Raw genomic sequence first — 25,941 nt, 5'->3', positions numbered from 1 at the left:
CCTTTCGCAAGTTCGCAAGGTTCATATTCAGACCGCTACCAGCACGATGGCGCCGATGACCAGCACGGAGCCGGCTGCCATCGAGGCCGCGTACCAACGCAGTTGACCGGTTTCGGTACGGCTCAGGGCGGTGTGGCCGCCTTTGGCCATACGCGGGATCAAACCAATGGTCTGATCGAGCGGGTCTCTGCGCAGTGCGTGGCTGATCGCAAGGTATGGCTTGACGAACAGTTTGTCGTAGATCCAGTCGAAGCCCCAGGCAGCGAACCACCAGGCCGAAAGGAAGCGGCCGATGCCGCTGTTGGCGATTGCAGTGACGAAACGACGCTTGCCGAGGAACAGCAGCGCGGCCAGCAGGATACCGGCCAGGGCGATGGCGCCCGACGCGATTTCCAGACTGTGCTTGGCTTCGCCGCCGGCATGCCCGACGCTTTCCGGCAGTACGCCGTGCAGCGGTGGCACGATCATCGCGCCGACGAAAGTCGACAACACGATCAGCACCGACAGTGGCAGCCAGTGAGCGATGCCGTGACCGGCGTGGGCTTCGGTCTTCGCTTCACCGTGGAACGCGATGAAGATCAGGCGGAAGGTGTACAGCGAAGTCATGAACGCGCCGACCAGACCTGCATACAGCAGACCGTGGTTGCCGCTGGCGAACGCTTCCCAGAGGATTTCGTCCTTGGAGTAGAAGCCTGCGGTCACCAGTGGCAGGGCAGACAATGCCGCGCCGCCGACGATGAAGCTGGTGTAGGCCAGCGGCAGTTTCTTCCACAGGCCGCCCATCTTGAAGATGTTCTGCTCGTGGTGGCAGGCAACGATCACCGCGCCGGAAGCAAGGAACAACAGCGCCTTGAAGAAGGCGTGGGTCATCAGGTGGAAGATCGCGCCTTCCCATGCGCCAACGCCCAGGGCCAGGAACATGTAGCCGATCTGGCTCATGGTCGAGTAGGCGAGGATACGTTTGATGTCGGTCTGAACCAGTGCCGCGAAACCCGCCAGAACCAGGGTCACGCCACCGACGATTCCTACTAGATGCAGGATATCCGGCGCCAGGGCGAACAGGCCGTGAGTACGGGCAATCAGGTAAACGCCTGCGGTCACCATGGTTGCGGCGTGGATCAGTGCCGAAACCGGGGTAGGACCGGCCATCGCATCCGCCAGCCAGGTTTGCAGCGGCAGTTGCGCGGATTTACCGACAGCGCCGCCCAGCAGCATCAGGGTCGCCAGGACAATCCAGAAGTCGCCGACCTGGAATTTCTGCGGTGCCAGCACCAGCAGTTCCTGGATGTTCAGCGTGCCCAGTTGCGCGAACAGGATGAACAGGCCGATGGCCATGAACACGTCGCCGATCCGGGTCACGATGAACGCCTTGAGTGCCGCGTTACCGTTGTTGCGGTTGCTGTAGTAGAAACCGATCAACAGGTACGAGCACAGGCCCACGCCTTCCCAGCCGAAGTACAGGAACAACAGGTTATCGCCCAGGATCAGGAACAGCATGCTGGCGATAAACAGGTTGGTGTAGGCGAAGAAGCGCGAGTAACCGTCTTCACCGCGCATGTACCAGGACGCGAACAGGTGGATCAGGAAGCCGACACCGACCACGACGCCGAGCATGGTGACCGACAGGCCATCCAGGTACAGCGCGAAGTTCGGTGTGAAGCCTTCAACCGCCATCCACTGCCACAACACCTGGGTGTAGTGACCGCCTTCCGGCGGGGCGACGTTGAATTGCCAGATCACGTAAGCGGCGACAATCGCCGACAGGCCGATGGAACCGACGCCAATCAGCGCCGACAGGTTTTCCGAGAAGCGGCCGCGTGAGAACGACAGCAGCAGGAAACCTATGAGAGGGAATACGAAAGTCAGATAGAGAAGATTCATCCGCGCATCTCGCTGGCAGCGTCGATATCGAGAGTGTGGAAGCGGCGATACAGCTGCAACAGAATCGCCAGGCCAATACTGGCCTCGGCGGCTGCCAGGCTGATCACCAGGATGAACATGATCTGTCCATCCGGCTGACCCCAGCGGCTACCGGCAACGATGAACGCCAAAGCGGAGGCATTCATCATGACCTCCAGGCTCATCAGCACGAAGAGAATGTTGCGGCGGACCATCAGGCCGACCAGACCGAGGCAGAACAAGATGCCGGCAACCGCCAGACCATGCTCCAAAGGGATAGCAGGCATCGTCATTGCTCCTTGGCTTCGTTGCGGCCCAAGTGGAACGCCGTGACGGCTGCAGCGAGCAGCAACATCGAGGCGAGTTCGACCACCAGCAGGTATGGACCGAACAGGCTGATGCCCACGGCCTTCGCGTCTACGGTGGTGTGGCCGACGGCCTGGCCGCTGGAGTGGCTGAACAGGACGTACAGCAGTTCAGCCAACAGCAGGGCGCCGAGAACCACCGGGCCGAGCCAGATGCCGGGCTTGAGCCAGACGCGCTCTTGCTGAACCGAGGCCGGGCCGAGGTTCAGCATCATCACCACGAACACGAACAGCACCATGATGGCGCCAGCGTAGGCGATCACTTCCAGCACACCGGCGAACGGCGCGCCAAGGGCGAAAAAGGTCATCGCCACGGCAATCAGCGAAATGATCAGGTAGAGCAGGGCGTGCACAGGGTTGGTGTTGGTGATCACGCGAAGCGTGGCCACAACCGCGATACCCGATGCGAAATAGAAAGCGAATTCCATCTTTCTTCCTTAAGGCAGCAAGCTCTTCACGTTGATCGGCTGGGCTTCGTTCTGCGCGGAGCCTTTCGGCTTCCCGGCAATCGCCATACCTGCAACACGATAGAAGTTGTAATCAGGGTTTTTGCCGGGGCCGGAGATCAGCAGATCTTCTTTCTCGTAAACCAGGTCCTGACGTTTGAACTCGGCCATCTCGAAATCCGGTGTCAGCTGGATCGCGGTGGTCGGGCAGGCTTCCTCGCAGAGGCCGCAAAAGATGCAGCGCGAGAAGTTGATGCGGAAGAAGTCCGGGTACCAGCGACCGTCTTCGGTTTCGGCTTTCTGCAGCGAGATGCAACCGACCGGGCACGCCACGGCGCACAGGTTGCAGGCTACACAACGCTCTTCGCCATCAGGGTCACGGGTCAGGACGATACGGCCACGGTAGCGCGGCGGCAGGTACACGGCTTCTTCCGGGTACTGCAGCGTGTCGCGCTTGCGGAAGGCATGGCCGAAGATCATCACCAGGCTGCGAAGCTGGGTGAAGAAGCCATGCACGATGTCAAATATGTACTTCATGATTCTCTATCCTCACTGAGCCGCGACGGCGGGCGTGTTGAGCAACACGATCGCAGCGGTCACCAGCATGTTGACGAGGGTCAGCGGCAGGCAGAACTTCCAGCTGAAATCCATCACTTGGTCATACCGTGGGCGCGGGATCGAGGCGCGCAGCAGGATGAAGATCATGATGAAGAACGCGGTCTTGAGCGCGAACCAGATGAACGGGATCTGCGGCAGAATACCGAACGGACCGTGCCAGCCACCGAAGAACAAGGTCACCAGCAACGCCGAAATCAACACGATGCCGATGTACTCACCGACGAAGAACATGCCCCATTTCATGCCGGCGTATTCAATGTGGTAACCGTCGGCCAGTTCCTGCTCCGCTTCCGGCTGGTCGAACGGGTGACGGTGAGTCACGGCGACGCCAGCGATGAAGAAGGTCAGGAAACCGAAGATCTGCGGAATGATGAACCACAGGTTCTGTGCTTGATATTCAACGATGTCGCGCATGTTGAACGAGCCGACCTGGATCACGATGCCCATCAGCGACAGGCCCATGAACACTTCGTACGACACGGTTTGCGCCGAGGCCCGCAAGCTGCCCAGCAGGGCGAACTTGTTGTTACTCGACCAACCGGCGAACAACACCGCGTAGACCGACAGACCGGCCATGGCGAAGAAGAACAGGATGCCGATGTTGATGTCCGCCACGCCCCAGGTCGGGGTGATCGGGATGATCGCGAAGGCAATCAGCAGGGCGCTCATGGCGACTACCGGTGCCAGGGTGAAGATCATCTTGTCGGCGAACGGCGGCGTCCAGTCTTCCTTGAAGAACATCTTGATCATGTCGGCCGCGATCTGGAACGCGCCGAACGGGCCGACGCGGTTCGGACCATAACGGTCCTGCCAGAGGGCGAGCAGACGACGCTCGACCCAGCTCAGCAACGCGCCGCACACCACCACGGCGAGCAGAATCACGATGGCCTTGAGGACCGCGATGATCACGTCAATCACTTCAGGCGTGAACCAGGTCATTGAGCTGCCTCCTGCAGTCCGTCAACGGTTTTGCCAAAGATCGCGGCTGGAATGCCGGCGATACCCGCAGGCAATGCCACCAGGCCAGCGCCCAGCTCTTCATTGATACGCAGTGGCAGACGCAGGGTCTGGCCGTCGACGTTCACGCTGAGCAGGGCACCGTCGTTGACGCCAAGGCGATCGGCTTCGGATTTGGCCAGGGCGACGTAGGCGGCCGGGATGCGTTCCTGAACCGGTGCGGCTTTCGAAGAGTTCTCTTCGCTGCCGAGCAGGTGGAAGAACGGCACGACCTGCCAGGTGCCCGGCGCCGGGTTGAAGGCGCGCGGAACACTGGCGAACCAGTTCAGCGCATCACCGGTGCTTTCGATCAGGCGGGTGCCCGGGTCGCCAGCGCGGATGTGACCACCGACTTCGTCCTGGAACTTGTTCCAGGCTTGCGGCGAGTTCCAGCCTGGCGACCAGGCGAATGGCACTTGCTGACGCGGTTCGACCGAGCCCGAGTAACCTTCCATCGAGAAGTTGAACGCGGTGTCGTTGTCTTGCGGGGTACGCGGTTCGTGCACGCTGATGTCAGCGCGCATGGCGGTACGACCGGAATAACGCAGCGGTTCGCGGGCCAGTTTCATGCCCTTGATGCGGAACGCGGCGGACGGTGCGGCATCAACGATACGCGCCAGTTGCGGCGTGCTCGAAGCCACGGCAGCGGTGACGTGGTCCAGTTGGGTCCAGTCGATCGGCTGGTTCAACAGGGTTGCGCGCAGGGCATGCAGCCAGCGCCAGCCTTCGTGAACCAGGATGCTCGCGTCCATGTATTTCGGGTCGAAGACCTGGAAGAAGCGCTGGGCGCGGCCTTCCTGGCTGACCAAGGTACCGTCGCCTTCAGCGAAGCTGGCGGCTGGCAGAACCAGGTGCGCGCGATCGCTGGTGGCGGTTTTCTGATGGTCCGCCACGATCACCACTTTCGCGGCGTTCAGGGCGGCATCGACCTTGGCTTTGTCGGTACGGGTGTACAGGTCGTTTTCCAGCACGACGATGGCGTCGGCCTTGCCGTCGATCACTGCTTGCAATGCGTCGTCGACCGAGTTGCCGCCGAGCATGGCCAGGCCGAGGCTGTTGGCCTCTGGCACGATCAGGCTGATGGAACCGTTCTTCTCGCGCAGCTTCAAGGCTTTGGCGATGTTCGCCGCCGCTTCGATCAGCGCTTTGGAACCCAGCGAAGTACCGGCAATGATCAGCGGGCGCTTGGCGGCCAGCAGGGCATTGGCGATGCGCTGAGCCAGTTCAACGGCTTCAGCGTCCAGGCCTTCAACGGCCGGTGCGCTGGCGTCGAGGGCGTGAGCCACGGCGAAACCGATGCGGGCCAGGTCGTCTGGAGCAGCGTGTACGCATTCTTCAGCGATATCGTCGAGCTTGGTTTCAGCCAGGCTGGCGATGAACAGCGGGTTCAGCTCGTGCTGGCCGATGTTCTTCACGGCGGCGTCGAGCCACGGTTGAACGCGCATCGCGTCGGCCATGTCTTCGGCTTTGCCCTTGACCGATTGACGCAGGGACAGGGCCATGCGCGCAGCGGTCTGGGTCAGGTCTTCACCGAGGACGAAAATCGCGTCGTGGTCTTCGATGTCGCGCATGTTCGGGATCGGCAGCGGGCTGTCTTTCAGAACTTGCATGACCAGGCGGATGCGCTCCAGCTCGGCGGCTTCGATGCCGGAGTAGAAGTGCTCGGCGCCAACCAGTTCGCGCAACGCGAAGTTGCTTTCGAGGCTGGCGCGTGGCGAACCGATACCGACGATGTTGCGACCGCGCAGCAGGTCAGCGGCTTTATCCAGCGCTTCGTCGAGGCTCAGCTTGGCGCCGTTGGCCAGCAATGGCTGACGCGGACGGTCTTCGCGGTTGACGTAGCCATAGCCGAAACGGCCACGGTCGCACAGGAAATACTGGTTTACCGAGCCGTTGAAACGGTTTTCGATACGACGCAGTTCACCGTAGCGTTCGCCCGGGGAGATGTTGCAACCGCTGGAGCAGCCATGGCAGATGCTCGGCGAGAACTGCATGTCCCACTTGCGGTTGTAGCGCTCGGAGTGAGTCTTGTCGGTGAACACACCGGTCGGGCAGACCTCGGTGAGGTTGCCGGAGAACTCGCTTTCCAGGGTGCCGTCTTCAACGCGACCGAAGTACACGTTGTCGTGGGCGCCGAATACACCGAGGTCGGTGCCGCCAGCGTAATCCTTATAGAAGCGCACGCAGCGGTAGCAAGCGATGCAGCGGTTCATCTCGTGACCGATGAACGGGCCGAGATCCTGGTTCTGGTGAGTACGCTTGGTGAAGCGGTAACGGCGCTCGTTGTGGCCGGTCATCACCGTCATGTCTTGCAGGTGGCAGTGACCGCCTTCCTCACAGACCGGGCAGTCGTGAGGGTGGTTGGTCATCAGCCATTCGACGACGCTGGCGCGAAACACTTTCGCTTCTTCGTCTTCGATGGAGATCCAGCTGCCGTCGGTGGCGGGGGTCATGCAGGACATGACGATCCGACCACGGGTGTCGTTGGCGTCGGTGTACTGCTTGACCGCGCACTGGCGGCAAGCGCCAACGCTGCCAAGGGCGGGGTGCCAGCAGAAATAAGGGATATCGAGGCCTAGCGACAGACATGCCTGTAACAGGTTGTCTGCCCCATCGACTTCGAGCTCTTTGCCGTCTACGTGGATAGTGGCCATGGTTCAAAGTTCTTCGTTGGCCCGGTGTCAGCGGGCGTGGCTAATGGAATCTTGTTATTCGTGCGAATCAAAACAGCCCATAAAGGCGTCATCGAACGAGAAGGCGAAGGGCACGGACCCTTCGCCTTTTTAAGCGTTTACGCGCCGACTACGATCGGCCTTGCCAGAGGCGGGACGACGGCGCTGGTGGGCGCGATGCCGGCTTCGAACTCTGGACGGAAGTATTTGATTGCGCTGCCCAATGGCTCCACGGCGCCCGGTGCGTGAGCACAGAAGGTCTTGCCAGGGCCGAGGAAACCGACCAGACCCAGCAGGGTCTCGATATCGCCGGCTTGCCCTTCACCGTTCTCGATCGCGCGCAGCAGCTTGACGCTCCACGGCAGACCGTCACGGCACGGGGTGCAGAAACCGCACGACTCGCGGGAGAAGAACTCTTCCATGTTGCGCAGCAGGGACACCATGTTGACGCTGTCGTCGACCGCCATGGCCAGGCCGGTACCCATCCGGGTGCCCACCTTGGCGATGCCGCCGGCGTACATTTGTGCGTCCAGGTGTTCCGGCAACAGGAAACCGGTACCGGCGCCGCCAGGCTGCCAGCACTTGAGCTTGAAGCCGTCGCGCATGCCGCCGGCGTAGTCTTCGAACAACTCACGACCGGTGACGCCGAACGGCAATTCCCACAGGCCCGGGTTCTTGACCTTGCCGGAGAAGCCCATGAGCTTGGTGCCCATGTCTTCGCTGCCTTCGCGGGCCAACGATTTGTACCAGTCCACGCCGTCGGCAATGATCGCCGGGACGTTGCACAGGGTTTCAACGTTGTTCACGCAAGTCGGCTTGCCCCACACGCCAACGGCGGCAGGGAAGGGCGGCTTGGAACGCGGGTTGGCGCGGCGGCCTTCGAGGGAGTTGATCAGTGCGGTTTCTTCACCGCAGATGTAACGCCCGGCGCCGGTGTGGACGAACAGCTCGAAATCGAAGCCGCTGCCCAGGATGTTTTTACCCAGCAGGCCTGCTGCCTTGGCTTCTTCCACGGCACGGTTGAGGTGCTTGGCGGCGGTGGTGTATTCGCCACGCAGGAAGATGTAGCCACGGTAGGTTTTCAGCGCGCGAGCACTGATCAGCATGCCTTCGATCAGCAGATGGGGCAGTTGCTCCATCAGCATGCGGTCTTTCCAGGTGTTCGGTTCCATCTCGTCCGCGTTGCACAGCAGGTAGCGGATGTTGATGGATTCGTCTTTGGGCATCAGGCCCCACTTCACGCCAGTGGGGAAGCCTGCACCGCCGCGACCTTTGAGGCCGGCGTCTTTCACGGTCTGGACGATGTCGTCTTGGGCCATGTCGGCGAAGGCTTTGCGCGCAGCCGCGTAACCGTTCTTGGCCTGGTACTCGTCGAGCCACACGGCCTCGCCGTCGTCACGCAGGCGCCAGGTCAGCGGGTGAGTCTCGGCCGAACGCTTGATGCGGTTGGCAGGACCGAAGGAAGTCAGGGTCATACGTAGCCCTCGAGCAATTGGGCGACGCCAGCAGGCTGAACATCACCGAATGTGTCGTCGTCGATCATCAACGCCGGCGCCTTGTCGCAGTTGCCGAGGCAGCAAACCGGCAGCAGGGTGAAACGACCGTCGGCGGTGGTCTGACCCAGGCCGATGCCAAGCTTGCTCTGGATTTCGCTGACCACCGATTCATGGCCGCCGATGTAGCAGACCATGCTGTCGCAGACGCGAATGATGTGGCGACCGACTGGCTGACGGAAGATCTGGCTATAGAAAGTAGCCACCCCTTCAACGTCGCTGGCCGGGATGCCGAGGATCTCGCCGATGGCGTAGAGCGCGCCGTCAGGCACCCAGCCACGTTCCTTCTGGACGATCTTCAGGGCTTCGATCGACGCCGCGCGCGGGTCTTCGTAGTGATGCAGCTCGTGCTCGATGGCCGAGCGCTCGGTTTCACTCAACGTGAAACGGTCTGTCTGGATAAGCGTGCTGTTCATGCTTAGCGGTCCACGTCGGCCATAACGAAATCGATACTACCCAGGTACGCGATCAAGTCCGCGACCATGCTGCCTTTGATCACCGAAGGGATCTGCTGCAGGTGCGGGAAGCTTGGGGTACGAATCCGGGTGCGGTAGCTCATGGTGCCGCCATCGCTCGTCAGGTAATAACTGTTGATGCCCTTGGTCGCTTCGATCATCTGGAAGGATTCGTTGGCCGGCATGACCGGGCCCCACGAAACTTGCAGGAAGTGCGTGATCAAGGTCTCGATGTGCTGCAGCGTGCGTTCTTTGGGTGGCGGCGTGGTCAGCGGGTGATCCGCCTTGTACGGGCCTTCCGGCATGTTGCGCATGCACTGCTCGATGATCTTCAGGCTCTGGCGCATTTCTTCGACGCGCACGATGCAACGGTCGTAGGCATCGCCATTGGCCGCCAGCGGGACTTCGAATTCGAAGTTCTCGTAGCCGGAGTATGGACGTGCTTTACGCAAGTCGAAGTCGCAACCGGTCGAACGCAGGCCGGCACCGGTGACGCCCCATTCCAGGGCCTCTTTGGTGTTGTAGGCGGCAACGCCGATGGTCCGGCCCTTGAGGATGCTGTTGTCCAGCGCGGCTTTCTGATATTCGTCCAGACGCTTTGGCATCCACTCGACGAAGTCTTTAACCAGTTTTTCCCAACCGCGCGGCAGGTCGTGGGCGACGCCACCGATGCGGTACCAGGCCGGGTGCAGACGGAAACCGGTGATGGCTTCGATCACCGTGTACGCCTTCTGGCGGTCGGTGAAGGTGAAGAACACCGGAGTCATTGCGCCAACGTCCTGGATGTAGGTACCCAGGAACAGCAGGTGGCTGGTGATCCGGAAGAACTCGGCCATCATGATGCGGATGACGTCGACCTTCTCGGGCACCTTGATGCCGGCCAGCTTCTCGACCGAGAGCACGTACGGCAGGTTGTTCATCACGCCGCCGAGGTAGTCGATACGGTCGGTGTAAGGGATGAAACTGTGCCAGGACTGACGCTCGGCCATCTTCTCGGCACCACGGTGGTGGTAGCCAACGTCCGGCACGCAATCGACGATCTCTTCACCGTCCAGCTGCAGGATGATGCGGAACGCACCGTGCGCGGAAGGGTGGTTCGGGCCGAGGTTGAGGAACATGTAGTCCTCGTTCGCTCCGGAACGCTTCATGCCCCAGTCTTCAGGCTTGAAGCGCGCGGCTTCTTCCTCAAGCTGTTGCTTGGCCAGGTTCAGGGTGAACGGATCGAATTCGGTGGCGCGGGCCGGGAAGTCTTTGCGCAGCGGGTGACCTTCCCAGGTCGGCGGCATCATGATGCGGGTCAGGTGCGGGTGACCTTTGAAGTCGATCCCGTACATGTCCCAGACTTCACGCTCGTACCAGTTGGCGTTCGGCCAGATGCTGGTGACGGTCGGCAGGCTGAGGTCGCTTTCGGACAAGGCGACCTTGATCATGACGTCACTATTACGTTCGATCGACATCAAGTGATAGAACACAGTGAAGTCGGCGCCGCTTGGCAGCCCTTGACGCTTGGTGCGCAGACGCTCGTCCACGCCGTGCAGGTCATAGAGCATGACGTACGGCTTGGGCAGGTTGCGCAGGAAGGTCAGGACTTCGACGAGTTTGGCGCGGGCAACCCAAAGCACCGGCATGCCGGTGCGGGTAGGCTGGGCGGTGAACGCCTCGGGGCCAAAACGGTTGTTCAGTTCGACGACCACATCCTGGTCGTCTGCCTTATAAGGCGGGATGTACAGAGCACTGCCTGTAGTCATGGTTATTTATCGCTTTCGGTCAACGTAAAGAATGAAGCCAGTGTCTCGTTCTATAAAAGAAGCAGAGCTGGATCAGACTTCGTCGGGGCTGCGCAGGTTGGTGACTGCGATTCGCTGTTCGCGGCGCTGTTCCTTTTGCGAAGGCATCTCGGCGCGATACACGCCTTGATCGCCAACGACCCAGGAAAGCGGACGACGCTCCTGTCCAATCGACTCTTGCAAGAGCATCAAGCCTTGCAGGAAAGCTTCAGGACGGGGCGGGCAGCCAGGCACGTAGACGTCCACGGGCAGGAACTTGTCCACCCCTTGAACGACGGAGTAGATGTCGTACATGCCACCGGAGTTGGCGCACGAACCCATGGAGATAACCCATTTAGGCTCGAGCATTTGCTCGTAGAGACGCTGAATGATCGGCGCCATCTTGATGAAGCAGGTACCGGCGATAACCATGAAATCCGCCTGACGCGGCGATGCCCGGATAACTTCGGCGCCAAAGCGCGCGATGTCGTGGGGCGCCGTGAAGGCGGTGGTCATTTCCACGTAGCAGCACGAAAGACCGAAGTTATACGGCCACAGGGAGTTCTTGCGCCCCCAGTTGATCGTGCCGTTAAGCACGTCTTCGAGCTTGCCCATGAAGATGTTTTTGTGGACTTGATCTTCTAACGGATCGGAAACGGTTTCCCGCTCGCCAATCGGATACTGCTCGTTAGGAGCATCGGGGTCGATCCTGGTGAGATTGTATTGCATTGCCAAAGCCTCATTGTTTCAGCTTCGCCTGCCGCTTGCGACGAGCTTCCGGAGCCCAGTCAAGGGCGCCCACTCGGAACAGGTAGACAAGACCTGCCAACAGAATTGCTATGAAAACGAGAGCTTCGACGAATCCGGTCCAGCCGCTTTCGCGGACGGACACAGACCAGGCAAAGAGAAAGAGGGCTTCGATATCGAAGATCACGAAGAGCATCGCGACCAGATAGAATTTGGCTGAGAGCCGCAAGCGGGCGCCACCTGTAGGTAGCATGCCGGACTCGAACGGTTCGTTTTTGCTGCGGCCCCAGGCTTTTGACCCGAGGAGGCTGGAGACGCCAAGCATGAAGGCACAGAGGCCGACAACGCCCAGAAGGAAAATGGCAAAGCCCCAGTTGTGGGCCATGAGTCCTGTCGCTTCGGGCATGCTGGTAATCCTTAACAGAGAGCAAAGGTCTCTGAGCTTGAAAAGAAACAAAGCAGTGACGATATGTCGCAGCAATCAATCGCGGTGATTTTATGGCACAACACCGTGCAAGTAAAATTCCTATAGCGAAATTATTTATAGGAATAAGGACATAGCGTACCTCCGGGAGCCTGCAGCCCATGCCGTGCGGGCATTAGGCGCCATTTCATCAATTATGTTTTGTAGGGAATGTAACGAACATAGTTGTCGCTAAATGATAATCAATATTGTTTGGGTTGGTTTTTAAACTGTTTAACGGGTGAGTGGGTGGGAAGTTGTCTTATATAGGCGTTACTGCAAGTAGCAGCTGTGCCCGTTTTACCGCATTTTTCTGATCGCAGCGCCGCTCTGGATCAATGTTTTTGCGCGGGCTGTCGCTGTTCCTCTGTAGGAGCTGTCGAGTGAAACGAGGCTGCGATCTTTTGATCTTGCGCACCTAAAAGATCGCAGCCTCGTTTCACTCGACAGCTCCCACAGGGCTTACGGTGATGGTGAAAACGCGGACAAAAAAACGCCCCGAACCAGTCGGGGCGTCAGATGTGCGACGTTGCGGTTAGCTTTTTATTCGGTCCGCAGCGGCCGTTTGCTCAGATCAGTGGAACTGTTCTTCTTCAGTCGAACCGGTCAGCGCGGTAACCGAAGACGAGCCACCTTGAATCACGGTGGTCATGTCGTCGAAGTAGCCGGTGCCCACTTCCTGCTGGTGAGCCACGAAGGTGTAACCCTTGGCGGCGTCAGCGAACTCTTGCTCTTGCAGTTTCACGTAGGCAGTCATGTCGTTGCGGGCGTAGTCGTGCGCCAGGTTGAACATGCTGTGCCACATGTTGTGAATGCCGGCCAGGGTGATGAACTGGTGCTTGTAACCCATGGCGGACAATTCGCGCTGGAACTTGGCGATGGTCGCGTCGTCCAGGTTTTTCTTCCAGTTGAAGGAAGGCGAGCAGTTGTACGACAGCAGTTGGTCCGGGTATTCCTTTTTGATCGCCTCAGCGAAGCGACGAGCCTCGTCCAGATCCGGCTTGGCGGTTTCGCACCAGATCAGATCGGCGTACGGCGCGTAGGCCAGGCCGCGAGCGATAGCCTGGTCGAGACCGGCGCGCACTTTGTAGAAGCCTTCCTGGGTGCGTTCACCAGTGACGAACGGCTGGTCGTACGGGTCGCAATCCGAAGTCAGCAGGTCAGCGGCGTTCGCATCGGTACGGGCCAGGATGATGGTCGGTGTACCGGCAACGTCAGCTGCCAGACGAGCAGCGGTCAGCTTCTGTACGGCTTCCTGGGTTGGAACCAGTACCTTGCCGCCCATGTGGCCGCATTTTTTCACGGAAGCCAGTTGGTCTTCGAAGTGAACGCCGGCGGCGCCTGCTTCGATCATGCTTTTCATCAGCTCGTAAGCGTTCAATACGCCGCCGAAACCGGCTTCAGCGTCAGCCACGATCGGAGCGAAGTAGTCGATGTAGCCTTCGTCGCCCGGACCTTTACCGGCTTTCCACTGGATCTGGTCAGCACGACGGAACGAGTTGTTGATGCGCTTGACCACGGTTGGAACCGAGTCCACCGGGTACAGCGACTGATCCGGGTACATCGATTCGGCGGAGTTGTTGTCCGCAGCAACCTGCCAGCCCGACAGGTAGATCGCCTGGATACCGGCTTTGACTTGTTGTACAGCCTGGCCGCCGGTCAGGGCGCCCATGCAGTTGACGAAATCTTTCTCAGGACGGAAGGACGGCTTGGCACCCTGGGTAACCAGGTTCCACAGCTTCTCGGCGCCCAGTTTTGCAAAGGTGTGCTCAGGTTGAACCGAGCCGCGCAGGCGGACGACGTCAGCAGCGGAGTAAGCGCGTGTCACGCCTTTCCAGCGTGGGTTTTCAGCCCAATCTTTTTCGAGGGCTGCAATTTGCTGTTCGCGTGTCAGTGCCATGGAGATAAACCTCGTCGCATAGGTCTTGGGTGGAAAATTCCTGCTCCTGCCGGTTACGCCTATCAAGGAAGCGTAAAAGGCTGCTCGCTGACCAGAAGCTTAGGTGGTCAAGTCGAATTTGGCGGGGATGGCGACGGGATGAACGATGGGCTCGAGGGGAAGTGAGCAGGTAAGGGCGAACTGGCGAGCGCATTCGGGCGTCGTGGGCCTTGGTACGAACTTCAGTGTGATGCCGGGTTTACCTAATTACGCTTCCGTCCCTCGGGACAACTTCGTTCCAGTCGGCAACCTCGTCAAACACACCTTGTGGGCGGTACAGACACGAATCGGCTTGCGGGGTAGATGCAGGCGGCGACTCGAAGGCCCTTGCCAGGGCCCCTGATTAGCGGGAGCGAGGCCATCATGCCTTTGCTTTTTTGGCTCGTCAAACGTTTTGTAGTGCTTTTTTTCAAGCACTACATCTTTAGTCTAATACGACTCATCAGTCAGTTTTTGGTGCTTTAGTCCAGCGTATCGACTTTCACCCGCAAGGTCATGTCATCCCGGCCCTGAGTAGAGTAGCTGCGGGTTACGCCCTGTTTATCGGCCTGAGTCTGGCGATTCACGCCGGCCAGGGTGATCCACTCGCCCAGACGCCCCGTGACAGTTGTGTCGGTACTTTGCACGTTCACTACATCGGGACGTTCCTGGCTCATGCGGTCACGATTGGTACTGATCGCCAGGTGAACGATTTCGCCGGTGATGCTGGCGGTGACGTAAAACCCCTGAGTGACATTGCGATATTCGGTTTGGCTTTGCAGGCGACCGTAGGTGTCGGTCTGCGTGCTGGTCAACGGCACGCTCTGGCCGACCTGGATCAGCGCCGGCGTGCCTTCGCTGGCCTGCACCTGCTGGATGCCGCCGTCACGGCTGTCGGTGCTGCGATTGATGATGCGGGTCTGGCTGGGTTTGGCACCGTTCACCGAGTAACCCTGGTCACCCTGAAAGTTGTTCTCGTTGGTGTAGACGGTGATCAGCAGGCGCTTGGCGGCCACATCGAGTTGGCTGATCAACGCCTTAAGTTCGTCGATCTTGCGTTGATCTGCGTTGACGATCAGCTGATTGCCATAGGCGCTGACCTGGCCGTCCTTGCCGATGAAATTCTGCGCCACCGGCAGCATGTCGGCGCTGGTGCGGTAGTTCAGGGGCACGATCTCGGTGGCGGCCATGACCGAAAAACTGCAGGTCAGCAGCAGCGTGGTGAGCAGGGTGCGTAGGGACATGTCCGTTATCTCCGCTTTCGAAAGGCTTGATATTGCCAGTTTGTCGGCCCGGGGTGGGGCAAGTTGAATCGTAGACAGCAAAACGCCCCGGCATCCGGGGATGGCGGGGCGTTTTGTGGTGTTCTTGTTGGCCTCTTCGCGGGCAAGCCTCGCTCCTACAGTACGCGAATATCCGTAGGAGCGAGGCTTGCCCGCGAAGGCCTCACCTCGGTATCAGGCCGAATGCCGAACCATGTCCGCATGCGGAATCCCGGCTTCCAGGAATTCCTCGCTGACCAGGCTGAAACCCAGGCGCTCATAGAACGCCGTGGCTTGCACCTGTGCGCTCAGCATCTGCTGCTTCAGCCCGCGTTTCTCGGCTTCACCGATCACCGCTTGCATCAGCGCATCGCCGACTTTCAAACCGCGCCAGTCCTTGAGCACCGACACCCGGCCGATGTGTCCATCAGGCAGCAGGCGTGCGGTGCCAATCGGGAAGTCGCCTTCAAAGGCCAGAAAATGCACCGCTGTCGCGTCATCGGCATCCCATTCCAGTTCAGGCGGAACGGATTGCTCGGCGATGAACACCGTCTCACGAATGCGCCGTATCTCGGCGATATCCTTCTGCCAGTCTGCGACACGAACGTGGATTTTATTCATCAGCAAACCCCAGGCTGCCTTGCTTGACCAGCTCGCACAGCAGGCCACGGCCGTCTTCGTCGTTCAGCCACTCACCGAGGTTGTCGGTGTGCAGGGCGTCGGCGGCGCAGATCAGCTTCAGCAGTTCGCGCAGTTTGCCCGGCAGGTAACGGCTCTGGCCGCTGGCGAACAGCAGCAGGTCGTCATCGACTTCGGACCAGGCCATGCGCGCGCTCGGGTTGCGGATCAGCACGGCGCCTTGTTCCAGGCTGGCAAGGAAGTCTTCTTCTTCGACTTCTTCCGGGCCGACCACCAGTTCCGGGTAGCGCGGCTCGGTCATGAACTGGCCGAACCAGGTCAGCAGCAGGCGTTCGTCGCTCATGTGCTCGGCCAGCAAGGCTTTCAGGCGATCAAGTGCGTCATGCTGAATCTGGTGCGGATCGACCGCCGGCAGTGCGTCGGCGTCGGTGTAGCGTTCTTCGTCGGTCAGGAACTGGCTGAGGAAGTCGGTGAAGTGAGTCAGCACTTCAGCGGCGCTCGGCGCACGGAAACCTACGGAATAGGTCATGCAGTCATCAATCGCCACACCACAATGGGCCAGGCGCGGCGGCAGGTAGAGCATGTCGCCCGGCTCCAGAACCCACTCATCGGTGGCTTCGAAGTCGGCGAGGATGCGCAGGTCCGCGTGTGGCAGCAGCTTGCTCTCGGAGTCGCACATCTGGCCGATTTTCCAATTGCGCTTGCCGTGACCTTGCAGCAGGAACACATCGTAGTTGTCGAAGTGCGGACCGACGCTGCCACCCGGGGCGGCGAAGCTGATCATCACGTCGTCGACGCGCCAGCTCGGCAGAAAGCGGAAATTTTCCAGCAGTTCGCTGACTTCCGGTACGAATTGGTCGACCGCTTGTACCAGCAGGGTCCATTCGGTTTCCGGCAACTTGCTGAATTCGTCTTCGGCGAACGGGCCGCGGCGCAATTCCCAAGGACGCTCGCCGTGTTCGATCACCAGGCGCGATTCAACTTCTTCTTCCAGCGCGAGGCCGGCCAGTTCGTCGGGATCGATCGGGCTTTCGAAATCAGGGATCGCCTGGCGGATCAGCAGCGGTTTTTTCTGCCAGTAATCGCGCATGAATTCGCGCGCCGTGATGCCGCCCAGAAGTTGAAGAGGAATATCAGGATTCATGTGTAACCTATTGAAAAAATGCACTTTTCAGACGGGAATAAAAACGCCCGGCGCTGCCGGGCGTCTCAAAAGGGTCAAACGGTCGATCAGATGCGTTTGGCTTGCTCTACAGCGTTGCCGATGTAGTTCGCCGGGGTGAGTAATTTCAGCTCGGCCTTGGCGGCGGCTGGCATGTCCAGGCCGTCGATGAAAGTTTGCAGCGCTTCAGGGCTGATGCCCTTGCCACGCGTCAACTCTTTCAGCTTCTCGTACGGGTTTTCGATGTTGTAACGGCGCATCACGGTCTGGATCGGCTCGGCCAGGACTTCCCAGCAAGCGTCCAGGTCAGCGGCGATTTTCTGCGCGTTGAGCTCCAGCTTGCTGATGCCTTTGAGGCTGGCTTCGTACGCGATCACGCTGTGGGCGAAGCCGACACCGAGGTTGCGCAATACGGTGGAGTCGGTCAGGTCGCGCTGCCAGCGGGAGATCGGCAGTTTGCTCGCCAGGTGCTGGAACAGTGCGTTGGCGATGCCCAGGTTGCCTTCGGAGTTTTCGAAGTCGATCGGGTTGACCTTGTGCGGCATGGTCGACGAACCGATTTCGCCAGCGATGGTGCGCTGTTTGAAATAACCCAGGGAAATGTAGCCCCAGATGTCACGGTCGAAGTCGATCAGAATGGTGTTGAAGCGCGCAATCGCGTCGAACAGCTCGGCGATGTAGTCGTGCGGTTCGATCTGCGTGGTGTACGGGTTGAAGCCCAGGCCCAGCTCGTCTTCGATGAAGGCACGGGCGTTTTCTTCCCAGTCGATTTCCGGGTAGGCGGAGATGTGTGCGTTGTAGTTGCCGACAGCGCCGTTGATCTTGCCCAGCAGCGGAACGGCAGCGACTTGAGCGATTTGACGCTCCAGACGGTAAACCACGTTCGCCAGTTCTTTGCCCAGGGTGGTCGGCGAAGCCGGTTGACCGTGGGTGCGCGACAGCATCGGCACGTCAGCGAAACGGATCGCCAGTTCGCGGATGGCTTCGGCGGTCTGGCGCATCAGTGGCAGCATTACATCATCACGGCCTTCACGCAGCATCAGGGCGTGGGACAGGTTGTTGATGTCCTCGCTGGTGCAGGCAAAGTGGATGAATTCGCTGACCTTGGACAGTTCCGGCAGCTTGGCCGCTTGCTCTTTGAGCAGGTATTCGATGGCTTTTACGTCGTGGTTGGTGGTGCGCTCGATCTCTTTGACACGCTCGGCGTGCTCCAGAGCGAAGTTGTCCGCCAGGGTGTTCAGCACCGCGTTGGCTTCGGCGGAGAACGCCGGCACTTCGCTGATGCCTGGGTGAGCGGCCAGGCGCTGGAGCCAACGCACTTCAACCAGAACGCGAGCACGGATCAGACCGTATTCGCTGAAAATTGGGCGCAGGGCCTGGGTTTTGCCGGCGTAGCGGCCGTCAACAGGGGAAACCGCAGTGAGCGAAGAGAGCTGCATGGGGTGTTCTCGGACAGTCGGGCAACGAAATGGGGCGCGTATCATACATGAAAATATCCGCCGGTCCGTTGCCAACTGACCGGCGTATTACGCGTTACAGATCTAAAGCAGTGTTGCGGGCGCGGTTCAGCTGCTGCGCATCAGCGGGTAAAGCTCTTTAAGCAACTTGCGACGACTGATCACCAACTGCCAGCGATGACCGCCCAACTGCCGCCACAGGCGCGCCGAACGAATCCCGGCCAGCAACAGGGCGCGGATCTTCGAGGCGTTGCTCGGTTGCTGCAGGTTGCGCATGTCGCCGTGGACCTGAATCCGTTGGCGCAACGTACTCAGGGTGTCCTGGTACAGCGCGCCGCAGGCTGCGATCACGTTTTCGTGGGCCGGGCCGAAATGCTCGACCTGGGACTGAATCTGCGGCAGACGCTTGCCGATCACGCCGAGCATGTCGTCGCGCTTGGCCAGTTGACGCTCAAGACCCAGCATCGCCAAGGCATAACGCAGCGGTTCGCGCTGCAGGGTGCTCGGGTCGCGCTCCAGGGCGCCGATCAACGCGCGATAACCTTCGCGCAGATTGATATCGTCGCCGCCGTAGACTTCCAGGGTGTCCTTGGGGTCGCGGATCAGCAGGCTGCCAAGCATGCAGGTCAGGCCGGCTTCGCTGGTCTGGCCGCTCTTGGCGATCTTGTCCACCAGCACCGCGGCGAGAAACACGCCGCCCAGTGCCGTCAGTTGCTCCTGAGTCGGGCTCATTGTGGCTCGCCTTGAGGAGTGCCTTTGCTGGTCCAGGGTTCGGCGATTTCGATCACGCCGCCGCCGAGGCAGATTTCACCGTCATAGAACACCACGGATTGACCTGGGGTGACCGCGCGTTGCGGGTCATCGAAGGTCGCGCGGTAGCCGGTGGCGGTTTTTTCCAGCGTGCATGGCTGGTCGCTTTGGCGATAACGGACTTTGGCGGTCAGCTTGCGTGGCTCGGTCAAATCAATCGGGTTGACCCAATAGATGTCCGAGGCGAGCAGGGCGCGGGAGAACAGGTACGGGTGATCATTGCCCTGGCCAACGATCAGCTCGTTGTGTTCCAGGTCCTTGATCAGCACGTACCACGGCTCGTCACCGGCGTCTTTCAAGCCGCCAATGCCCAGGCCCTGACGTTGACCGATGGTGTGGTACATCAAGCCGTGGTGACGGCCGATGACTTCGCCTTCGGTGGTCTTGATCTCGCCCGGCTGCGCCGGCAGGTATTGCTTGAGGAAGTCGCTGAAGCGGCGTTCGCCGATAAAGCAGATCCCGGTGGAATCCTTTTTCTTCGCGGTGGCCAGTTCGTGTTTCTCGGCAATCGCTCGCACTTCGGGTTTTTCCAGCTCGCCGACCGGGAACAGGGTCTTGGCGATCTGTTCACCGCCCACGGCGTGCAGGAAGTAGCTCTGGTCCTTGTTCGGGTCCAGGCCCTTGAGCAGCTCGGTGCGGCCATCGATGTCGCGGCGACGCACGTAGTGACCGGTGGCGATCAGGTCGGCGCCGAGCATCATGGCGTAGTCGAGGAACGCCTTGAACTTGATCTCGCGGTTACACAGGATGTCCGGGTTCGGCGTGCGACCGGCCTTGTATTCGGCCAGGAAGTGCTCGAACACGTTGTCCCAGTACTCGGCGGCGAAGTTGGCGGTGTGCAGCTTGATGCCGATTTTGTCGCACACAGCCTGTGCATCCGCCAGGTCGTCCATGGCGGTGCAGTATTCCGTTCCATCGTCTTCTTCCCAGTTCTTCATGAACAGGCCTTCCACCTCATAACCCTGCTCGATCAGCAGGAGAGCGGAAACGGAAGAGTCCACGCCGCCGGACATGCCGACAATGACGCGCTTCTTTTGTATGTCAGAAGGGGCTGGATCACGCATAGGGATTCAATGAGTGTCTTGAAAAAGGACGCGATTCTAACAGGCCGAAGCCCGCAAGGCTAAAGAGAAGGGCGGATCAGTTCGAGACCGAAGTGAAAGCCTCCCAGATAATCATCGATACAGCGGATGATCAGCTCACTGCGCCAGTTTGCGCGCTGTGCCATGAGTTCGTCACGGGTTAGCCATTTGGCGCCGACGATACCGTCGTCCAGTTGATAGTCGGGGTGGTGTTTCAGCGCCTTGGCGATGAAGCAGACCCGCTGATAAGTCACGCCGTTGCTCGGGGCGGTGTAGAGGTAAATCCCCACGATGCCGGTCGGTTCGACGTCCCAGCCGGTTTCCTCAAGGGTTTCGCGTACGGCGGCTTCGATCAGGGTTTCGTCCGGGTCCAGGTGACCGGCGGGCTGGTTGAGCACCGTTCGTCCACCTTTGGATTCTTCGACCATCAGGAAGCGGCCGTTGTCTTCGACGATGGTGGCGACGGTGATGTGGGGTAGCCAATCCATAGTGCTTCCTCAAATTCTGAATAATGAAATACGGACCCTGTGGGAGCGGGCTTGCTCGCGAAAGCGGTGGGTCAGTCAATAAGAGTGCTGAATGATAAACCGCATTCGCGAGCAAGCCCGCTCCCACATGGGGTCTGTGGTGGGTCCACAAACAGAAACCCCGGCACTGGGCCGGGGCTTCTTTGCATCCTTACAACCTTAAACCAACGCAGCGATCGCAGCGTTGAAGGTGTTGCTCGGGCGCATCGCCTTGCTGATCAGCTCGGCATTGGCGTGGTAGTAACCGCCGATGTCCACTGGCTTGCCCTGAACGGCGTTGAGCTCGGCAACGATGGTTGCTTCGTTCTCGGTCAGGGTTTTTGCCAACTGGCCAAACTGTGCTTGCAGTGCAGTGTCTTCGGACTGGGCGGCCAGGGCTTGAGCCCAGTACAGCGCCAGGTAGAAGTGGCTGCCGCGGTTGTCGATGTTGCCGACTTTGCGCGATGGCGACTTGTTGTTGTCCAGGAACTGGCCAGTGGCCTGGTCCAGGGTCTTGGCCAGAACCAGCGCCTTAGGGTTGTTGTAAGTCACACCCAGGTGCTCAAGGGAAGCGGCCAGGGCCAGGAACTCGCCCAGGGAATCCCAGCGCAGGAAGTTTTCTTCCAGCAGCTGTTGAACGTGCTTCGGTGCCGAACCGCCAGCGCCGGTTTCGAACAGGCCGCCGCCATTCATCAGCGGGACGATCGACAGCATCTTGGCGCTGGTGCCCAGTTCCATGATCGGGAACAGGTCAGTCAGGTAGTCGCGCAGTACGTTGCCGGTCACCGAGATGGTGTCCTTGCCTTCGCGAGTGCGTTCCAGGGTGAACTTCATCGCGTCGACAGGCGACATGATGCGGATGTCCAGGCCGGAGGTGTCGTGATCCTTCAGGTAAGCCTGAACTTTCTCGATCACAACGCCGTCGTGAGCGCGCATCGGGTCCAGCCAGAAAATGGCCGGGGTTGCGCTTGCGCGGGCACGGTTGACGGCCAGTTTGACCCAATCCTGGATCGGCGCGTCTTTGGTCTGGCACATGCGGAAGATGTCGCCGGCTTCAACCGACTGTTCCAGCAGCAGGGCGCCTTTGCTGTCGGTGACGCGAACGACACCGTTGGCCTTGATCTGGAAAGTCTTGTCGTGGGAGCCGTACTCTTCGGCTTTTTTCGCCATCAGGCCAACGTTTGGCACGCTGCCCATGGTGGTTGGATCGAAAGCGCCGTTTACCTTGCAGTCTTCGATGACAGCCTGGTAGATGGTGGCGTAGCAGCGATCCGGGATCACAGCCTTGGTGTCGTGCAGCTGACCATCAGTGCCCCACATCTTGCCGGAGTCACGGATCATCGCCGGCATCGAGGCGTCGACGATAACGTCGCTCGGCACGTGCAGGTTGGTGATGCCTTTGTCGGAGTTGACCATGGCCAACGACGGACGAACGGCGTAGACCGCCTGGATGTCCGCTTCGATCTGCGCTTGTTGCTCAGCCGGCAAAGCCTTGATGCGAGCGTACAGGTCGCCGATGCCGTTGTTCAGGTTGAAGCCGATCTGCGCCAGCACGTCAGCGTGCTTGGCCAGTGCGTCTTTATAGAACTCGGCAACGATCTGGCCGAACATGATCGGGTCGGAGACCTTCATCATGGTGGCTTTCAAGTGAACCGACAGCAGCACGCCTTTTTGCTTGGCGTCTTCGATCTCGGCAGCGATGAAGCTGCGCAGGGCGTTTTTGCTCAGTACCGCGCAATCGAGGATCTCACCGGCTTGCACGGTGGTTTTTTCTTTCAGGACGGTGGTGGTGCCGTCTTGAGCGATCAGTTCGATTTTAACGGCGTCAGCGGCGTCGATCAGGGCGGCTTTTTCGCTGCCGTAGAAATCACCGGTGCTCATGTGCGCGACGTGGGACTTGGAGTCCGCAGCCCAGGCGCCCATTTTGTGCGGGTGCTTGCGCGCGTAGTTCTTGACCGACAGCGGTGCGCGACGATCGGAGTTGCCTTCGCGCAGGACCGGGTTAACGGCGCTGCCCTTGATCTTGTCGTAACGCGACTTGGCTTCTTTGTCGGCCTCTGTAGTCACGGTTTCCGGGTAGTCCGGCAGTGCAAAGCCCTGGGCTTGCAGCTCGGTGATCGCGGCTTGCAGTTGTGGAACCGAGGCGCTGATGTTCGGCAGCTTGATGATGTTGGCTTCAGGCGTAACGGCCAGGTCGCCCAGTTCGGCGAGGTGGTCGGCTACGGCTTTGTCACCCAATTGCTCGGGGAAGCTGGCCAGGATGCGCCCTGCAAGAGAGATATCGCGGGTTTCCACGGCGATATCAGCGGAGGCGGTGAAGGCCTCTACGATAGGCAACAGTGAATAGGTGGCGAGGGCTGGGGCTTCGTCGGTGAAGGTATAGATGATCTTCGAGCGGGTGGGCATATTCGGATTAACTCTCTCTTCTTTGCTAAAGCGTGCGCCGAAACTCGAGGGGCGCCGGGTAAGCGCGTTCGTTCAAAGTCATCCATGAGCCGAATGTCGAGATTTCTTCGCGGTGATGTTGGGTGCATCAGTCGAGCGTCAAGCGGGTGGACTGCGGTAACAGTCCGGCTTCAATCTGGCTGAAAGTCTCGTAATAGAGAGCTTGGCCTTTGTGACCCTTCGGTCAGCGGCGGCATTATACATAGGTAGCTGGCAATCTGCCGATGGTTCATATGCAACGATTCTCGTCCATTGGTCTAAAGGTCGCAGGGCAGTGGGCGGCGTAGAGTCTTGCACCGTGCTTGAGTTTGGCGCTTTTCCCTTTGCTTTCAGGCTTGTAGATCATGAACTGCACAGCTTTGCGGCAGATGGGTGGAACATAGGGTTTGCGCGCCGATTTAACTGGGGTACGCTCGAACGAAGCCAGATGTTCAATCCAAACAATGGAGTTCAGCATGGGATACAAGAAGATTCAGGTTCCAGCAGTCGGCGACAAAATCACCGTCAACGCGGACCATTCTCTCAATGTTCCTAACAACCCGATCATCCCCTTCATTGAAGGCGATGGCATCGGCGTTGATATCAGCCCGGTCATGATCAAGGTTGTCGATGCTGCTGTTAAGAAGGCTTACGGCGGCGAGCGCAAAATTTCCTGGATGGAAGTCTACGCCGGGGAAAAAGCGACTCAGGTTTACGATCAGGACACCTGGCTGCCTCAGGAAACCCTGGACGCAGTCAAGGATTACGTGGTTTCCATCAAGGGCCCTCTGACCACCCCGGTCGGTGGCGGCATCCGTTCGCTGAACGTGGCCCTGCGTCAACAACTCGACCTTTACGTCTGCCTGCGTCCGGTACGCTGGTTCGAAGGCGTGCCAAGCCCGGTCAAGAAGCCAGGCGACGTCGACATGACAATCTTTCGCGAGAACTCGGAAGACATTTACGCCGGTATCGAATGGAAGGCCGGTTCGCCGGAAGCGACCAAAGTCATCAAGTTCCTGAAAGATGAAATGGGCGTCACCAAGATCCGTTTCGACGAAAACTGTGGCATCGGCATCAAGCCGGTTTCGCTGCAAGGCACCAAGCGCCTGGCGCGCAAGGCCCTGCAATACGTGGTCGACAACGACCGCGATTCGCTGACCATCGTGCACAAAGGCAACATCATGAAGTTCACCGAAGGTGCCTTCAAGGAGTGGGCCTACGAAGTGGCGGCTGAAGAGTTCGGCGCGACCCTGCTCGACGGCGGTCCGTGGATGCAGTTCAAGAACCCGAAAACCGGCAAGAACGTCATCGTCAAGGACGCCATCGCCGACGCCATGCTCCAGCAGATCCTGCTGCGCCCGGCCGAATACGATGTCATCGCGACCCTGAACCTGAACGGCGACTACCTCTCCGACGCCCTGGCGGCTGAAGTGGGCGGTATCGGTATCGCGCCAGGTGCCAACCTGTCCGACACCATCGCAATGTTCGAAGCGACCCACGGTACTGCGCCGAAGTACGCCGGCAAGGACCAGGTCAACCCGGGTTCGCTGATCCTGTCCGCCGAAATGATGCTGCGGCATATGGGCTGGACCGAAGCAGCCGATCTGATCATCAAGGGCACCAACGGCGCGATTTCCGCCAAGACCGTGACCTATGACTTCGAACGTCTGATGGAAGGCGCCAAACTGGTATCTTCTTCCGGCTTCGGCGACGCGCTGATCTCGCACATGTAAGACTTTCGCAGCAAAAAAAACCGCCTTCGGGCGGTTTTTTTATGACTGGATGATCGCGTGCGTCAGTTCGATACCTTTTCATGATGAGGCAAGGGCGTGACGTGTTCATGCTCAACAGACGCTGCCGTGATCTTCACCGCGTGCAGGCCTTTGGGGCCCTGGACGATCTCGAAATTGACGGCTTGTCCGGCCTTGAGGGTTTTATACCCGTCCATGTCAATGGCCGAATAATGGGCGAAGAAATCAATGGTATGACCGTCCTCGTCCTTGCCTTCCCGGGCGTCGGTATTTATGAAACCGAACCCCTTGGCATTGTTGAACCACTTGACCTTGCCGACTGCCATGCTCATATCCCTCTGCAACAGACTCCATCACTGGAGTATCATCCAGTACATCCGCAGTCGAATCTCATAAATAAGATTGACTCCGCGGACCTTTTTTACCCACTGTGGGCTCTATTGGTTGTAACACCGTTTTCCCGATAGTCAAGGTGACTGGGCAGTCGGAGTTGAAATCGTTGATAGCCGCCCCCACCACTGTATTTGCACAACTGACGAACCTTTCTTTCCATGCATGCAATCAGCCAGATTCGACTAACATTCAATCAGGATCGCCCGACTCTCCAGAAAGATCTCCCGGAGGAACACGACGACGATTCCGCAGGCATTGCTGTTCAGGAGGCTAAGCCTGCTTTACAGGCGCCGCCGATGTACAAGGTGGTTTTGTTTAATGATGACTACACACCGATGGATTTCGTCGTCGAAGTGCTCGAGGTGTTTTTTAACCTGAATCGCGAGCTGGCGACCAAGGTCATGCTGGCCGTCCATACAGAAGGACGGGCAGTATGTGGAGTGTTTACCCGCGACATCGCCGAGACTAAGGCCATGCAGGTCAACCAGTACGCCAGGGAAAGCCAGCATCCGCTACTCTGTGAAATCGAGAAGGACGGTTAATCGCCGACCACTTGG

At 59.4% G+C, this 25,941-nt stretch carries 23 protein-coding genes; 2 read left to right on the top strand and 21 right to left on the bottom strand.

The annotated features are described in order from the left end of the window. Positions 1 to 27: 27 nt before the first annotated feature. The 20 genes from nuoL to LOY68_RS20610 form a co-directional block, all read right to left on the bottom strand. Entirely contained in the window at positions 28 to 1,881 is a 1,854-nt protein-coding gene (gene nuoL / locus LOY68_RS20705) for an NADH-quinone oxidoreductase subunit L (protein ID WP_054053686.1), read from the bottom strand. Next, a complete protein-coding gene (gene nuoK, locus LOY68_RS20700; protein ID WP_007905077.1) occupies positions 1,878 to 2,186 on the bottom strand; it encodes an NADH-quinone oxidoreductase subunit NuoK in 309 nt (102 codons plus the stop codon). The genes nuoL and nuoK overlap by 4 nt, the downstream gene beginning before the upstream one ends. A gap of 2 nt (positions 2,187 to 2,188) precedes the next feature. Next, a complete protein-coding gene (gene nuoJ / locus LOY68_RS20695) occupies positions 2,189 to 2,692 on the bottom strand; it encodes an NADH-quinone oxidoreductase subunit J (protein ID WP_133838687.1) in 504 nt (167 codons plus the stop codon). Positions 2,693 to 2,701: 9 nt separating this feature from the next. Further along, the gene (nuoI, locus tag LOY68_RS20690; protein ID WP_007946418.1) at positions 2,702 to 3,247 is read right to left on the bottom strand and encodes an NADH-quinone oxidoreductase subunit NuoI; all 546 of its coding nucleotides are present in this window, start codon (positions 3,245 to 3,247) and stop codon (positions 2,702 to 2,704) included. A 12-nt stretch (positions 3,248 to 3,259) separates the two neighbouring features. Next, the gene (gene nuoH / locus LOY68_RS20685) at positions 3,260 to 4,267 is read right to left on the bottom strand and encodes an NADH-quinone oxidoreductase subunit NuoH (RefSeq protein WP_028623953.1); all 1,008 of its coding nucleotides are present in this window, start codon (positions 4,265 to 4,267) and stop codon (positions 3,260 to 3,262) included. Beyond that, positions 4,264 to 6,978, bottom strand: coding sequence for an NADH-quinone oxidoreductase subunit NuoG (gene nuoG, locus LOY68_RS20680; protein WP_265039492.1), 2,715 nt, complete (start codon positions 6,976 to 6,978; stop codon positions 4,264 to 4,266). Before nuoG ends, nuoH begins: the two co-directional genes overlap by 4 nt. Positions 6,979 to 7,115: 137 nt before the next feature. Then, a complete protein-coding gene (gene nuoF, locus LOY68_RS20675) occupies positions 7,116 to 8,471 on the bottom strand; it encodes an NADH-quinone oxidoreductase subunit NuoF (RefSeq protein ID WP_054053675.1) in 1,356 nt (451 codons plus the stop codon). Then, the gene (gene nuoE, locus LOY68_RS20670) at positions 8,468 to 8,965 is read right to left on the bottom strand and encodes an NADH-quinone oxidoreductase subunit NuoE (protein ID WP_054053673.1); all 498 of its coding nucleotides are present in this window, start codon (positions 8,963 to 8,965) and stop codon (positions 8,468 to 8,470) included. The genes nuoF and nuoE overlap by 4 nt, the downstream gene beginning before the upstream one ends. Positions 8,966 to 8,967: 2 nt before the next feature. Continuing rightward, a complete protein-coding gene (nuoC, locus tag LOY68_RS20665) occupies positions 8,968 to 10,752 on the bottom strand; it encodes an NADH-quinone oxidoreductase subunit C/D (protein WP_054053672.1) in 1,785 nt (594 codons plus the stop codon). A gap of 72 nt (positions 10,753 to 10,824) precedes the next feature. Continuing rightward, a complete protein-coding gene (locus tag LOY68_RS20660; RefSeq protein ID WP_008146035.1) occupies positions 10,825 to 11,499 on the bottom strand; it encodes a NuoB/complex I 20 kDa subunit family protein in 675 nt (224 codons plus the stop codon). Positions 11,500 to 11,509: 10 nt separating this feature from the next. Next, positions 11,510 to 11,923, bottom strand: coding sequence for an NADH-quinone oxidoreductase subunit A (locus tag LOY68_RS20655; RefSeq protein WP_003223812.1), 414 nt, complete (start codon positions 11,921 to 11,923; stop codon positions 11,510 to 11,512). 631 nt (positions 11,924 to 12,554) lie between these two features. Then, a complete protein-coding gene (gene aceA / locus LOY68_RS20650) occupies positions 12,555 to 13,880 on the bottom strand; it encodes an isocitrate lyase (RefSeq protein ID WP_008032724.1) in 1,326 nt (441 codons plus the stop codon). A 500-nt stretch (positions 13,881 to 14,380) separates the two neighbouring features. Further along, complete coding sequence (locus tag LOY68_RS20645; protein WP_265039491.1) at positions 14,381 to 15,142, bottom strand: secretin N-terminal domain-containing protein; 762 nt, start codon at positions 15,140 to 15,142, stop codon at positions 14,381 to 14,383. A gap of 213 nt (positions 15,143 to 15,355) precedes the next feature. Then, positions 15,356 to 15,781 (bottom strand): GNAT family N-acetyltransferase, encoded by a 426-nt coding sequence (locus tag LOY68_RS20640; RefSeq protein WP_265039490.1) that lies wholly within the window; start codon positions 15,779 to 15,781, stop codon positions 15,356 to 15,358. Beyond that, positions 15,774 to 16,943: a cupin domain-containing protein gene (locus tag LOY68_RS20635; protein ID WP_163913771.1), complete on the bottom strand. Its 1,170-nt coding sequence runs from the start codon at positions 16,941 to 16,943 to the stop codon at positions 15,774 to 15,776. Before LOY68_RS20635 ends, LOY68_RS20640 begins: the two co-directional genes overlap by 8 nt. 86 nt (positions 16,944 to 17,029) lie before the next feature. After that, positions 17,030 to 18,400 (bottom strand): adenylosuccinate lyase, encoded by a 1,371-nt coding sequence (gene purB, locus LOY68_RS20630; RefSeq protein WP_265039489.1) that lies wholly within the window; start codon positions 18,398 to 18,400, stop codon positions 17,030 to 17,032. Positions 18,401 to 18,526: 126 nt separating this feature from the next. After that, on the bottom strand, positions 18,527 to 19,150 hold the full coding sequence (hflD, locus tag LOY68_RS20625) for a high frequency lysogenization protein HflD (RefSeq protein ID WP_054053662.1): 624 nt from the start codon (positions 19,148 to 19,150) through the stop codon (positions 18,527 to 18,529). Then, on the bottom strand, positions 19,147 to 20,292 hold the full coding sequence (gene mnmA / locus LOY68_RS20620; protein WP_265039488.1) for a tRNA 2-thiouridine(34) synthase MnmA: 1,146 nt from the start codon (positions 20,290 to 20,292) through the stop codon (positions 19,147 to 19,149). The genes hflD and mnmA overlap by 4 nt, the downstream gene beginning before the upstream one ends. Before the next feature lie 59 nt (positions 20,293 to 20,351). Continuing rightward, positions 20,352 to 20,798 (bottom strand): NUDIX hydrolase, encoded by a 447-nt coding sequence (locus tag LOY68_RS20615; RefSeq protein WP_265039487.1) that lies wholly within the window; start codon positions 20,796 to 20,798, stop codon positions 20,352 to 20,354. 198 nt (positions 20,799 to 20,996) lie between these two features. Beyond that, positions 20,997 to 23,222 (bottom strand): NADP-dependent isocitrate dehydrogenase, encoded by a 2,226-nt coding sequence (locus tag LOY68_RS20610; RefSeq protein ID WP_265039486.1) that lies wholly within the window; start codon positions 23,220 to 23,222, stop codon positions 20,997 to 20,999. 494 nt (positions 23,223 to 23,716) lie between these two features. Between LOY68_RS20610 and icd the strand changes: the two genes are divergently transcribed. Then, the gene (icd, locus tag LOY68_RS20605) at positions 23,717 to 24,973 is read left to right on the top strand and encodes an NADP-dependent isocitrate dehydrogenase (protein WP_017339594.1); all 1,257 of its coding nucleotides are present in this window, start codon (positions 23,717 to 23,719) and stop codon (positions 24,971 to 24,973) included. A 62-nt stretch (positions 24,974 to 25,035) separates the two neighbouring features. On the opposite strand, the gene LOY68_RS20600 is transcribed toward icd, so the two are convergent. Continuing rightward, on the bottom strand, positions 25,036 to 25,317 hold the full coding sequence (locus tag LOY68_RS20600) for a cold shock domain-containing protein (RefSeq protein ID WP_265039485.1): 282 nt from the start codon (positions 25,315 to 25,317) through the stop codon (positions 25,036 to 25,038). A 225-nt stretch (positions 25,318 to 25,542) separates the two neighbouring features. Between LOY68_RS20600 and clpS the strand changes: the two genes are divergently transcribed. Further along, positions 25,543 to 25,926, top strand: a complete 384-nt coding sequence (clpS, locus tag LOY68_RS20595; RefSeq protein WP_054053655.1) for an ATP-dependent Clp protease adapter ClpS — start codon at positions 25,543 to 25,545, stop codon at positions 25,924 to 25,926. The last annotated feature ends 15 nt before the right edge of the window (positions 25,927 to 25,941 follow it).

Origin of the sequence: Pseudomonas sp. B21-053, from assembly GCF_026016365.1 — a bacterium.
Classification (GTDB): domain Bacteria; phylum Pseudomonadota; class Gammaproteobacteria; order Pseudomonadales; family Pseudomonadaceae; genus Aquipseudomonas; species Aquipseudomonas nunensis.
Note: the sequence above shows the minus strand (reverse complement) of the source record. Positions and strands in the feature narration are given on the sequence as shown.